This is a genomic window from Pseudomonas sp. NCIMB 10586 (assembly GCF_023127895.1).
GTDB lineage: Bacteria > Pseudomonadota > Gammaproteobacteria > Pseudomonadales > Pseudomonadaceae > Aquipseudomonas > Aquipseudomonas synxantha_A.
This window is the reverse complement of sequence record NZ_SPKQ01000024.1, coordinates 37610-51578: the sequence shown is the minus strand read 5'-3', so window position 1 is coordinate 51578 and position 13969 is coordinate 37610. Positions and strand designations below refer to the sequence as shown.

3 protein-coding genes are annotated in these 13969 nt (G+C 63.6%); all 3 read right to left on the bottom strand.

Annotation, left to right across the window (positions count from 1 at the left end):
* The coding region (locus E4P01_RS11585) for an SDR family NAD(P)-dependent oxidoreductase (protein ID WP_248130008.1) at positions 1-4319 on the bottom strand (4319 nt) is incomplete at its 3' end.
* Complete coding sequence (fabD, locus tag E4P01_RS11580; RefSeq protein ID WP_216090986.1) at positions 4316-7648, bottom strand: ACP S-malonyltransferase; 3333 nt, start codon at positions 7646-7648, stop codon at positions 4316-4318. The genes fabD and E4P01_RS11585, both read right to left, overlap by 4 nt.
* 73 nt (positions 7649-7721) lie before the next feature.
* Positions 7722-13952, bottom strand: coding sequence for an SDR family NAD(P)-dependent oxidoreductase (locus E4P01_RS11575; RefSeq protein ID WP_216090985.1), 6231 nt, complete (start codon positions 13950-13952; stop codon positions 7722-7724).
* Between the last annotated feature and the right edge of the window lie 17 nt (positions 13953-13969).

Sequence of the window (13969 nt, the reverse complement as noted above, 5' to 3'; positions counted from 1 at the left end):
TCGGCCAGCCAGCGCAGGCTGTGGGCCAGCCAACGAGGATCGACACCTACCGCCCCGCTGGAGCGTTCCTGCAAGCGTTGATACAGGGCTTGGGTGGTCTGCGGTGTGGGTTGGTCGAACAGCCCGGCTGCCTGCAATTGCACCAACAGCACCTGGCACAATAGTGTCTGTAAAGGCTCCAGCATCAGCCCGCCACGCAATTGCAGCGAGCCACGACCTTCGACGGCCGTGGCAAACAGCGCGAGCATGTTTGCCATCCGTTGTGTTTCGCAAGGCATCACGCTGATCAGTTGCCGCGGGCATTCCAATGCCAGCTGCGTGCGCGCCTCCCGCCCCGTCCCTGCAACGCGCAGCCATGGCCGGGACAACGCCAGGTCAACCACCTCCATTGCCGCCGACAAACCGATCAAGCCGGCGCCTGTTTTCTCACGGAGCACTTGCAGAGCAGGCGAACCGGCCAATGCGCCTGCGTCCGCCCAGTAACCCCAGTCGATAACGGCGACCGCACAAGGCAAGTGCTGCGCCAAATAGCCGCCCAGTTCATCGATGAAACAACACCCGGCTGCATAGTTGCTCTGATTGGGCGATCGCTCGAAGGCATTGATCGAGGAGAAAAACACCAGGAAATCCAAGGGCGGTCGTTGCAGCGCCTGCTCCAGCGCCGCGCCGGTAGCGACCTTTGCCGCCAGCACCTGGCTGAACTCGTCGCGGCTCATACGTTGAACACTCTTGCCCCGCATGACCATGGCTGCATGGATCACGCCATGCACCTGGGCGTGCTGGCCATGCACCCAGTCCAGAGCCTCGCGCAACGCTTGCGGATCGCCCGCATCGGCAGGCAGGTAAATCGGGGCCGGCCCTTCACTCGCCAGACGCTCGATGTCGGCGCGGATGTTTTCGTCCAGAGGTCGCCGGCCTATCCAGTACACCTGAGCCTGGTAATCGACGATCAGGCGTCGCGTCCAGGCCACACCGATCCCGCCGGCACCACCGATGATGATGTAGCACCCACCCTTTCGGTAGACCGGAGGCGCCGCGCAATAATTGACCTCCCGCAGCACCTGGCAATACCACTGACCTTCGCGCCACGCCCCGCTCGCGCCTACCGGCAGGGCAGCCAGTGGCACAAGCGACGGTGAAGCCGCCATCGGCGCCAGGGGCAGGTCCACCACGCGGACCTGCCACGTTGGGCACTCGTTCGCCAGCGTGCCCGCCAGACCGTGCACGGGCGCATGCGTGGGGTCATGGCGCTCGCCCGGCAGCACCTGCAGTGCCTGGCGAGTCACCACCAGCAACTCCAGCGGGTGCTCGCGCACCTTCAGCATCAACAGCCCCTGGCACAGCGCGAACAGCGCCATTACCCCGTGTTCCTGCGCAGCAGTGGCAGCCTGTGCAGACCAGGCTTCGCCGCTCGGGATCGGGGCCAGCCAGATCAGGCGTTCGAAAGCGCCGGCATTGCCGAGCGCGTCCCGCCATTGCTCTGCCGACCAATCCGATTGACCTGCCAGCACGCTGGCCTGGGTGCTGCCAGCTGACCAGGCCTGTGCCTGTGCCGGGTCGGCGCTGATAATCAACGTGCGGCGCTGTGCCTCTGCATGCCCTTCTTCAACAGGGTGCAGCACACGCCATTCGACGCTGTGGACCTTGGCCTTGGGCGATTGCTCTTGTTGGACTGGGGCGGCCTTGAGTACAAAATCTTTGGCCGTGGCGCAAACGCGTCCGTCCTCGGCGATCCATTCAATATTGAATCGGCACTGCTGCGCGCCCGTCGTGGCAGCGCTGACATGCACCCAGTAGCGCTCAGGCAACGGAGCCGACAGCTGCAACTGGCCGACCGAAAATCCCAGCCTGGCTTGCTCACCGGATTGACGTATGGCCAAAAGCACCGCTGCTTGAAAAGCCGCATCGACAGCGGCGGGAGAAAACGGCAGGTCATCGGCCGCACCCGCAGGCACCACGACCAACGCCAGCAACGATTGATCACCTTGCAGGTGGCTGTCCTGCAACACCCGGTATGTTGACCCATATGCCATGCCGACGTTGCGTAATTGCTCATACAGCACCTCCCGCGTCAGCCAGGCGTCAGGGTGAGCCCGCCTCAACGCGTGCACGTCACGCCGCACCTCATCAGTCTGGCCGGGCGCCAGTGTGCCGCTGCACAACGGATGCACCAGGCCCTCGAGGCGCACCTCGAAATCGGTTGCCCCGGCGCTTGCTGGTCGCAGGCTCACACGCAGCAGCGCACCCTGTAGCGGCACGTCCAGGGCCTGCAGCCACGCCACCTGGCTGGCGCACCAGCCCCCCGCCGGCAGCGCCCCCCAGGCGCGAGCCGCGACCGCCAGCGTCACAGCCCCGGCGACCCGATGCTGGTCGGCAATCACATGGTCACCAATCGACGGGTCATGCCGTTGCAGGCGGTACTCCAGTAGATCGGTCGGCGCGGTCGGCAACCAGAAGCGGTCACGGGCGAACGGGTAACTCGGCAGGCCCAGGTGGTGGCGCGTCTGGTCACTGAACAGCACGCTGAACTTCACCGGCACCGCGCAGCAATAATGCTCGGCCAGCGTTTGCAGGTGGGCCAGGTAGGCCGACGGCTCGTGTGCCAGCGTCGGCAGTGCCTTGATCAGGCGTGCGGCATCAAGTTGGCGCACCGCTGCGCCCTCCTCGTCCATCTCAGGTGCCTGGACCTCGGCCTGCGAGGCAGCCAGTAGTTGAGCAATCAGCGTGTCGCGATCACTGACCACCCAGGCCTGCCGGCAGGCCAGGTGTTCGCGGCCGGTGAGCAATGCCTGGCTGAGTTGCGCCAGGCTGGCAGATGCGCCGGCACCCTGCAGCCAGTCATGCAACGCGCTGCATTGGCGGCGCAAGCTGGCCGGTGTCTTGGCCGATAATGCGATGAGCCAGCCGGGACGGGCCGCCACGTCGACCTCGGCACACGCGGGCGGTTGTTCCAGGATAAGGTGACCGTTGGTCCCCCCGAATCCGAAGGAACTGACCCCTGCCCTGCGTACCCCTGACGCTGGTTCCCAAGGCTGCAGGCGGGTCACCGGGTAGAAGGGACTGCCTTGCAGGTCGATCCGCGAACTGAGTGCAGAAAAATGGCAAAGGGGAGCCAGTTGCCCGGCCTTGAACGAGAGCAAGACCTTGATCACCCCCGCGACGCCCGCCGCCGCCTCCAAATGGCCGATATTGGATTTGGCCGAGCCCACCCCACAGGTCTGCGGTTCGCTTGCCTGCGGGCAAAATGCCTGGCGCAGGCCTTGGATCTCGATAGGGTCACCCTTGGGGGTGCCGGTGCCATGGGCTTCGATATAACTGACACTCGACGCCGGAATGTGCGCATCCCCAAGCGCCTGCTCTATCACCTGCGCCTGTGCCGCAGAGCTGGGGTAGGTCAGCGTATGGGTCTTGCCACAGTGATTGACTGCGCTGCCCTTGATCACGCCGTGGATCGGATCACCGTCCGCCAGCGCCTTGGCCAGGGGCTTGAGCAGCAGCAAACCGGCGCCCTCGCTGCGCACATATCCGTCCGCCGCTTCATCAAAACTCTTGCAGGCCCCCGTGGGGGACAACATGCCGGTTTTCGCAAACGCGATATGCCGGGTTGGTGTCAGCAGCAGGTTGACCCCGCCAGCCAGGGCCAGCTCGGTTTCACCCAGGCGCAGTGACTGCACGGCATGATGGATGGCACTCAGCGAACCGGAACAGGCGGTGTCCACCAGCACGCTGGGGCCGTGAAGGTCGTAGAAGTGCGAAATACGGTTGGCAATCACGGCCGCTGCGTTGCCCGTGGAGTGATGGGCATCGATGGGCAACCCGGCGCTTTCCAGCAGTTGCTTGTAGTCATAATTGAACGCGGCAACGAACACCCCGGTGCGCGAGCCGGCCAGCGCGGACGGCACCACGCCTGCGTCTTCAAGGCAGGCCCAGCTCAGCTCCAGCATGATGCGTTGCTGGGGGTCCATGATCCGCGCACTGGCAGGCGCGATGCCGAAGAAGCGTGCGTCGAACGCATCGACCGCATCGATGCACCCGGCATGACGTGCGTGACTTCTATCGTCTTCACTCGTGGGGTCGCCCCAGAATGCTCGCCAATCCCAACGGCTCGCCGGAATCTCCGTGACGCTGTCCCGCGCGTTCGCCAGGTTCTCCCAAAACTGCTGGTAGTCGCCCGCGCCCGGTACCCGGCAGGCCATCCCGATGATCGCGATATCACCGGGGTGACGATGCTTGCCGGCCTCCGCGGCATCGCCGACGCCTCCCTCAGTGTGCGTGTGCCCGGCCAGACGACGAATCAAGGATGACAGTCGATTCTTCATGTCCGCACACTCCCGGCGATGCGTAAGGGGGCGCCCTCGTAGGCGGGCCGCCCCTCCGTCTGCGCCGGCGCTGCGGGCGTCAGCATGGCGCGCAAGCGGGTGTTCAAATAAGCGGCGGCGGCGTTCATCAGCCGCTCGGCCACGAGGTCGACGTGCCGGTTGCGCCAGTCCTCCAGGTCGGTACCCTTGACCCATTGGTTAAACGCGCCCATCGAGGGCCCGCAATGCACCTGGTAATCAACGCGCTGCGCCTCGCTGCCAGTCATGGCCAAGCGTGTGCTGTGAATGAAATACCAGCGGAACACCAGCGCCATTTTGTGCTTGGGGTTGCTAAGAGCCTTGTCGATTTCCTGCGGCGCAACCTTGCTGTAGTAGGCACGCGTTTCTTCGAAGACTTCATCAAAGCTACGCTTGAAGAAACTGTCCTGAATCTGCCGGGCGGTCTTTTCATCCAGCTCGTCCAGTGAGTCGTAACGACGCCACAGGTCGTAGAGTTTGTTGGCCCGTGCCGGGAAAAACACCCCGCGCTTGAGTACCTGTACCCTGGCACCCAGTTCGAACATGTCACCGGCAGGCGCGTAATCGGTGTCCTGCACGTTGATGTCCTGCAGCAGAGTCTTCACCACATCGCTGGTACCGGCCTCGGGCGTGCATTGGTTGATCGAACCGGTCACCACAAAGTCGGCCCCCAGCATGAAGGCCGCCGCCACAGACTCGGGTGAGCCGATGCCGCCTGCGGCCCCCACCCGTACCCGTTCGGTATACCCGGCAGCCTGGCATAGGCTGTCACGCAAACGGATGATCGTCGGCAGCAAGACCACGGTGACGCCCATGTCGGTATGCCCACCGGAATCGGCCTCTACGACCAGATCGTCCGCCATCGGCACCGACTGCGCCCACTGCGCCTGCTCGGGCGTCACCAGCCCTTGCGCAAGCAGCTTTTCCACCACCCGCGCAGGTGCCGGATCAAGAAACTGCTGGGCCACCTCCGGCCGCGAGACTTTGGCGACGATCCGGTGGCGCGCCTCGATCCGGTCACCCACCTTGATCAGGCCGCGCAACCGGTACAGCGCCAGCGCCGGGGTGATTTGCATGAAGGCCGCGGCTTCTATCACCGTAACGCCTTTACGCATGAACAACTCGACCAGCTCGATTTCCTTGTGGGGGTTGGACAGGTTGCAGACCAGGTTCATGCCGAAAGCGCGCGGTTGGGTGCGTTGAGCGATTTCGACAATGGCCTGTTCGACCGCTGCGGTACTCAAGCCGCCCGCGCCGAAGAACGCCAGATACCCTGAGTTGACAAGCTTGACCACCAGTTCCACCGACGCGATGCCCTTGTACATGCCACCGGCCATATAGGCATACCGCAGGTTGTAGGCCTGGCGGAATGCGGCGCTCCCCAACCCCTCGGCTGTCAGCGCCAGGCCCGGCACGCCGTCGTCATGCCGCGCAGCCAAAGGCAGCGGTGCAACCACGGCAGATGCCACGACTGGCTGGGCTGGCGAACGGTTTTTTTCGATTTTCGCTTGCAGATTGGTCAATACATTGCCGGGGCCGATCTCCTTGAACTGGGTGATGCCGGCCTGCAGTAAATACTCGATGCTTTCGACCCACTGCACCGATGACGTCATTTGCCGCGCCAACTGGCTGGCGATAGCTTCCTGCTCATAAGGGCGTGCGTCGACATTGGCGATCACCGGCAGCGTCAGGGGCTTGAAGGTCACACGGGCCAGCTCAGCCGCAAACGCTTCTTGGGCGCCACGCATGTAGCGGGAGTGGAAAGGCGCGCTGACATTCAACGCGACACAAATACCCGAGGCGTCTTCAATCTGCGTACGCACGCTTTCCAGTGCGTCGAGCGGTCCGGCCAATACGGTCTGTTGCGGGGCATTGAAGTTGGCGAAATCCAGCTGTGTACTCCCAGCCTGGCGCAACACCTGTTTGATCGTCGCAAGATCCAGATTCAGCACAGCCGACATGCCGCCCCCGGTGGCCTCGGACATGAGTTCGCCGCGCCGCTTGACCAGGCGCAATCCGGTTTCGAAGTCATAGGCGCCGGCGGCAAACAAAGCGCAGAACTCGCCGAGGCTGTGCCCGAGCACATAGTCGGGGGGCGCGGCATCGCCAGCCTGAGCCAGGTACGACAGTACATTGACCACATACAGGGCAGGTTGGGTGAAGCGGGTCTGGCCAAGTTCGTTGCGCGGATCGTTTTCGCACAGCTCACGGATCGAGTAGCCCAGCACGCGATCGGCACAGGCCGTCAGTTCGGCAAAGCGTTCGAACAAGCCCTCACCCATTCCGCGAAACTGCGAGCCTTGCCCGGGAAACATGTACACCGTTTTGCTTTGTTTCATAGCCATGATCTCCGCGCTGACAACGCGCTGTGCCGAAGAAGTGATGCGCCGCTCGAAGGAGCGTGCCGAGGTATCGAAGGGACTCAGAATGAGGCTGTCGGTGGATGCCGAGTGGGCACTGCGACAGCGTTTGGCGAAATTGGCCATCGACCCGGACGGGCCGGCGTCGAGGTATTCATGGGGGCCCAGGCCTTCAAGGTATTCAATGGCGGGGGCCAACTGCAGTGTCGAGCGCACCACATGCCACAGGTGCTCGGGGGCGAACTGGCTGACGGGGCCGCCAAGGGTTGACGAGACATAGCCCATCCGCGGTGTGCGCAGTTGCAATGCCTGGCTGGTTTGAATGAATGCGTCGCGCAATGGATCCATGTGCGAAGAATGAAATGGGCGGTTCACATCAAGCCTCTGAAACACCACGTTGCGCCGCGCCAACTGCATTTGCGCCGCCGCCAATGCAGAGACTGTCCCGCTGATGACCAGATGTTGCGGATAGTTGATCGCCGCCAGCTCAACCTCGATGCCGTCGGCCTGCAATTGCTCGAACACGGCGATATCGGCCAGTACGGCGGTCATCCCTCCCGCCGGGCAATGCTCATGGAATAATCGAGCCTGACGAACCACAAAGCCCAACGCCTGCTCGGCGTCAAGCGCACCACTCACAGCCGCCGCAGCCACTTCTCCCAGGCTGGAGCCGAGTACATGGTCGGGGTATACACCGTGCTCGATCAGCGACTGCGCCAACGCATACTCGACCATGAAGATGGCCGGGTGCGTCACCAGAATGTCGTCCAGCGCCGCTGCCTGGGGCTGGTCGCCATACAACCCATCCAGCACCGAATACCCGCCGGTTTGTCGCACGACCTCATCCAGCGCGCGCATGTGCCGGCCAAACCCGGCGTGCCGCTCATACAACGCCCGCCCCATGTGACGGTATTGCGACCCCTGTCCTGAAAACATGAAAACAATGGACACGCTGGTTTCTCCTATGAACTGCTCAAACCCGGGCACGGCCGCGCCCTTGAGGCGGAGCCTTGCCGCTCCACCTTCAGAATTCGCCTGCGCGTCGCCCTTGGGACTTACCACCCGGTGTATCAAGGTGCAGGCGTAGCGCACGCGCCAAGGTATGGACGTTGCCCGGGTTGAGCATCGACATATGGCCACCGTCCACCGTGGCCACATGGGGGCTCGCGGTCAGGTAGGCGCAATAGCGCGCCAGGGTGTGGGGAAGACTGCTTGCGCCGAGAATGCTTTGCGCCGCGATGATCACGCAGGTGTCGCCGGTGAAGGTGTGGGTGGGGCGATAGTCGACACTCATGGCGATCTGCGCCGCCAGCCATGCACCCGGACCCTGTGCGGGGCCCTGGTTGAGGCTGGCATCACGCATCAGCTCGCGTACCTGCTTGAGGGACACCACGGCGCCTTTGTCCTGGGCGTCCAGCAGGCGTGCGCAGAGCGGTGTATCACCCAGGAAGTAGCGCAACTGCGCGCTGGTCAACACCTCACCTTGAAGCTCTTGAGGCACATAGAAAAAGCTGTCGAGCATGAACAACTGCACCTGGCGTCCGCGTGCCTGGAGTTCAACCGCCACCTCGAAAGCCACGCTGGCCCCAAAAGAGTGTCCGAGCAAACGGACGACACCAGCGGGGCAGCGACGGGTGACGGTATGAACATGCGCAGCGACCATGCGCTGCATCGACAGATCTGGCGGTGCCTGCGTATCCAGCGGTGGGTACTCCAGCACCTGCAACTGCGCGACATCGCCAAGGGCCGCGGCCAATGCATGAAAAGACTGCGCGCCCGCACCCGCGGCGGGGAAACAGAAGAGCCCTTGCTCGCCAGCGTGATTGAGCAGCGTCACGACCGGGGCGGACTCACGCAACGGCGACGCAGGCATGCGGCTGAGCGCGGACGCTGGCGAGTCCGCGCCCGCCAGCGAACGCCAATCCACGTCCAGGCCCTGGGACCACAGCTGCAATAACGGCAAGGTGCCGCCTTGATCCAGCCAGCCCTGCACTTGATCGACCAGGCCTGGCAATGCCATGACGCGATTGAGCACACTGGCATCGACCTCGGCGTTACCCACTTGAGCGTAAGCGCTGTGCTCATCGGTTTGCAGATAGGCGCGCAACTGCTCGGCCAATGCCTCCAGGCTGACCACACTGAGCCCCAACCGTACGGGCATCAAGCCACTGCCGGCCTGGGTCACCCTGGCGAGGGTGTGCAGGTCCACGTCATGGTCGGCCTGGCCGTCGATCAGGTGCAACAAGTTGTCCGCCACCTGCCGTAACTGCGCCGCACTGCCGGCCGATAACAGCACCACGACCGGGCTTTGCCGGTCGGCCCGCTGCTCAGGCTCCGCCAGGGTAACCACGCGTTGAGGAGCCGGGCGCTCCTGCACCTGCGGCACCCGCAGCGAAGCCGGCTCTGCGCCATGGCGCTGCGCCTGTACCTGAGCCACCAAACCGGCCACGGTCGCATCTTCCAGAACACTCCCGGGGTCGAGTTCGACGCCGTAGGTACTGCTGATCTGTGCCAACAGTTGAGTCAGCAGTACCGAGTCGAAACCGAAGTCATGCAGATCGGTGTGCGGGTCGATATCGCCCGCGACGGTTTTCAACAATTGACACACCAATGCCACCAACTCATCGAGCAGCGCTGTATCAGCAATTACCCCACCGCCAGCGCTGGGCTGGCGCTCGATATCGGCACACGCCATCACCACCTGGATGTCGGCAATCGCGGTGGTCAATTCAACCACGTTGCCAAAAGCCTGGAACGTATCGGCGGCCAATTGGATATCGAAGCGTTCGTTGAGCAGCCCGGTCATTTGGACACTGCTCACCGAGTCCATCCCGTAGTCACTCCAGGGATCATCATCGCCGATGTCCTCCAAACGCACTTTGAGGGCCTCGGCGACCACTTCCCGCACGCCCTGGGCAACCTGCGCCCGGGTCAAGCCCGGTGCCGGCGGCTGCGATTCGGCCGTCCGCGCCCCTTGCAGGTGCGCCGCCAGTGCTTGCAGCGTCGGATGCTCAAACAGCGCCGCGGTACCCAGTTCGAGTGTGTAGGTGCGATTTATGGCGGTTGCCAGCTCGGTCAGCATCACCGAGTCAAAGCCCATGTCCGAAAATGCCGTGGTGTCGTCGATCTCTTGCGCGTCGACTTTGAGGATCTGCCCGACCAGCCCACGCAAAGTATCGCTTGGGTCCACCTGACTGCGCGGTGCCACGGCAGCAGCAACCCCCACGCCAAGCCCGGCTACCAGTGCCTCGAAGGTGGCGCCCTGCCCTGGCAGTACCAACCAGCGTGCGCCGCCTTGGTGGATGATATGGCGCAGCACCTGTAGCCCCTGCGTCGTCGCCAAAGGCCGCAGACCGGTTGCCTTGGTCATCGCGCCCATGTGCTCAGGGCTCAACTGCATGCCTCCGTCCTCCCACAGCGGCCAGTCGATCGCGATGGTATGGCCCTGTCGAGTGCCGTCAGCCACCTGTCGATTACGATATTCAGCGAATTGATCCATGAACGCGTTGGCGCAGGCATAGTCGCTTTGACCCGCATTACCCAAGGCACCCGCGATGGAGGCAAAGGCCAGGAAGAACTCCAGGGGCTGGTCTTGCGTCGCGCAGTCCAGGTTCCACAGGCCGTCAACCTTGGGCAGCAACACCTGGCGCAGGTGCTCGGCCGATTTGTTCCTGAGCAACCCATCCTGACGGCAGCCGGCGATGTGCAGCACACCCGTGAGCGATCCCACGCGAGCTGATACTTCCTGCACAAGTGCGCGTAAAGCTGTCGCGTCCGCGAGGTCGGCCGTGCGATGCAACACCTGCGCGCCCAAGCTCTCGAGTTGCTCGATATGGGCCGCCATGTCGTCATCCGGCACTCCACGCCCCACCAGTACCAGGCTCACGCCCTCTGCTGCGCGGGCGATATCCAGCGCGATGCTGCGTGCCAGGGCGCCAGAAGCTCCCGTGAGCAGGTAAACCCCCGTAGGTTTCCACGGCGCGGCACCCGGCTCGGCCGGCAGTTGTTCGTCAGGCCGGCGCTGCCAGCTGGCGCTGAACAGTTGACCATCACGACGGTGCAGGGCGAGTTCCGCATCTGCGGTGCAGGCGCTCTGCAGCAGTGGCGGCAACGCATCGCCCGGCTGCAGGTGGAGCAGTTGCACCCGCAATGAAGTTTGCTCGCGGGCAAATGATCGCAGCAGCCCGAACAACCCGGCGAACAGGCCTGAGCTATCGTCGTCGGCGACGACCAGTTGCGCCAGGCAACCTTGCCCGTCGTGCGGTAATTGGCGCAGGTGCTCGCTCAATGCTTGCGCGGCCCGGCAGTAGCGCTCAGGCAATGTCAGCCCCTGATCATCGCCGGATTCGAGCAGTACGCATTGGGCTTGGGGAAAGTGCTCGGCAACCTGGGCGGCGTAAGCTTCGCTGCCCGGGCACAGGTAAATCCGGTGAGCGTGTGAAAGACCGGCCCAAGCAGGTTCGACAAATGCCTCAAGGCCGGGTGTCATCAAGGCCAGGCTGGGCGGCGCAGGCGCTCGTGCCATGACCCGTGAGCGCAGGCCATGCAGATGCACACAGGGCTCGCCTTGAGCGTCGAACACCTCCACATCGAAGGCAAAGCTGCCACGACCGCCACCCGATGTGTGTGCAGTAAGCCTCACCCAGGCGGGTGTGCGCCTGGAACGGCCCAGGGTCAATTGCTCCAGGGAGAAAGGCACCTGGGGCCCTTGCGATGACTCACTGCCTGTGGTGAAACCCATGGCTGCCTGCAGTGCACTGTCGAGCAGACAAGGATGCAAGCGGAACTCATCACCCGGCTTGAGGAAGTCTGGCAAGCGCACATGCCCCAGCACTTGCTCGGCGCCGCCACGCAAGGCATGCAGGCCCTGATGGCCAGGGCCATATTCGATACCCACGGCGGCAAAATGGCGATAGAACTCGGTGGTCGACGCCGCGCCTTGCGCCAGCGCCGCGAGTGCGTTCACGTCCAGGTGGGCCAGGGGGGCGGGCTCTGCAGGCACCGACGCCTGGCCGCGGCAATAGACCTGGCGCACCGGTTCGCCCCCCGGCTCACGGGTAAGCCAGGCAAAGAACTCGAACTCCCAACCGCTGCCCTTGCGAGCCTGTTCCACAGCCAGGGTAAGGGTGACTGGATCGTTAAAGCACTCGAAGGGGCGCACCCACAGGATGCTGTTCAGGGCCAGGTCGGCTTGCCCAGAAACCCGCGAAAGCGCCGCCAGCGCCATTTCGAGGTAGACCACGCCCGGCAGCACCTTGCGCCCGTTGACACGGTGGTGGTCGAGAAAAAATTCGTCGCCGCAAAACTGCACTTCAAATTGCTGGCTGTCACCTGCCGTGATCTGTCGTGACAGCAGCGGATGCGGGCCGTCGCCGGGTGCAGCGAAGCGCCCGAGCACTGCAGTCTGCGGCGCAGGTGGCACCCAGCAGCGTTCCCGAACGAACGGGTACAGCGGCAGGCTGATTCGGGCCGGCTGGAACCCTTGATACAACTGCGCCCACTCGACCTGACCGCCGCTGACCCAGTGACGCATCACCGCCTGGTTATCGTCCATGGCCGGCGATTGCACTGGCACCGCCGTTTCGCCCGCACGCAGGCGTACCGGCTTGAGCGCCTGGCCAATGAGCACGTCGGGATGCTGGGCCCCGTCTGCCAAGGCAACCAAGCGTTCCTTGAGCACCTGCACTGATTGGGCCGTGAACGCGGCCCGCGCGTCCAGGGCTTCGCGGCCCACCTGCAAGGTGTAGGCAAGATCATGCAAACCCGCCAGGTCGCAGGCCAGTGGCGTTTGCTCCAGGCGCCCCAGCAACAGCGCCGCTACCGCCTGCAGGCGCTCATGCGTGCGTGCCGACAGCACGATGAGGACGTCGCTCGGCAACGTCGGTACGTGGGTGTGGGCCTGCGCCTGGAGGGAATACTCCTCGACCACCAGGTGCGCGTTCGAACCGCCGGCACCAAATGACGAAATACCTGCACGGCGCGGTTGCACAGCATCGGCGGCGCCCTTGGGTAGCCAGGGCTCCAGGGTTTGTTGGACGTGAAACGGGCTGCCGGCAAAATCAATATTGCGATTGAGCTGCGTGGAGTGCAGCGACGGCACCAACTGGCGGTGCTTGAGCTGCAACAAGACCTTGGTCAGGCCGGCTATCCCCGCGGCGCTTTCACAATGGCCGATATTCGATTTGATCGAGCCGATGGCGCAGGTTTGCGGTTCAAAGCCGTCAGCTTCGAACACGGTGCGCAAACCTTCGATTTCGATCAGGTCGCCTAGGGCCGTGCCGGTGCCATGCGCTTCTATGTAGCTCAGGTCGCTGGACGCCAGGCCGGCCTGGTGCAACGCCGAACGCACGGCCACGGCCTGGGCCGACGATTTGGGCACGGTAAACCCGGTCGCCCGTCCGCCATGGTTGATTGAACTGCCCTTTATCACTGCATGGATACGGTCGCCGTCGGCGATGGCCTGGGGCAACGGTTTGAGCAACACGGCGCCCACGCCTTCGGCCGGCACATAGCCGTCGCCCCCTTGGCCAAAGGTCTTGCAGCAACCCACACTGGACGCGAAACGGCCCTGGGCATGCAGCAGGTACTTGTTGGGATGGATCGACACATTGACGCCTCCGGCAATGGCGTACTCCGACTCGCCACTGCGCAGGCTCTGACACGCCAGGTGAATAGTGGTCAGCGAGGATGAGCACATGCTGTCGAGCGTGAGGCTGGGGCCGCGAAAATCACAGAAGAATGACACGCGGTTGGCGATGGAGGCAGGCAGTGCGGCGACCAGCGTCTGTGCGGTGCTGAAGGCGGTGTATTCGGTGTACTGAACGCCAACATAGACGCCAACCCGGCCTTTGGCGCTCAAGCTCTGGCGTGTGTAGCCGGCGTCCTCGAGCACGTGGTAGGCGCACTGCAGAAACAGGCGCTCCTGCGGGTCCATGATCTCGGCTTCACGCGGTGAAATGTTGAAAAAGCGCGGATCGAATTCATCGACTCCACGCAGGAAGCCGCCCCACTTGCTGTAGGTCTTGCCGGAGACACCCTTGGATGGGTCATAGATCGCGTCGTGGTCCCAACGTTGCGAAGGGACCGTGGTAATGCAATCGCGACCCAGCTTGAGGTTTTCCCAAAGCTCCTCGATATTTTCGGCCTGGGGATAGCGGCCCGCCAGCCCGATAATCGCAATGTCGAAAGCATGCGGGTGGGTATCCGACCCGGACGCATTGCCGGCATTCTCATTGCTGTCGAAGTCTTTGACCATGTTCAGTATCGACCCTT

Coding starts and splice junctions, on each gene's coding strand:
- E4P01_RS11575 (WP_216090985.1), bottom strand. CDS start 13,952: ATGGTCAAAGACTTCGACAGCAATGAGAATGCCGGCAATGCGTCCGGG.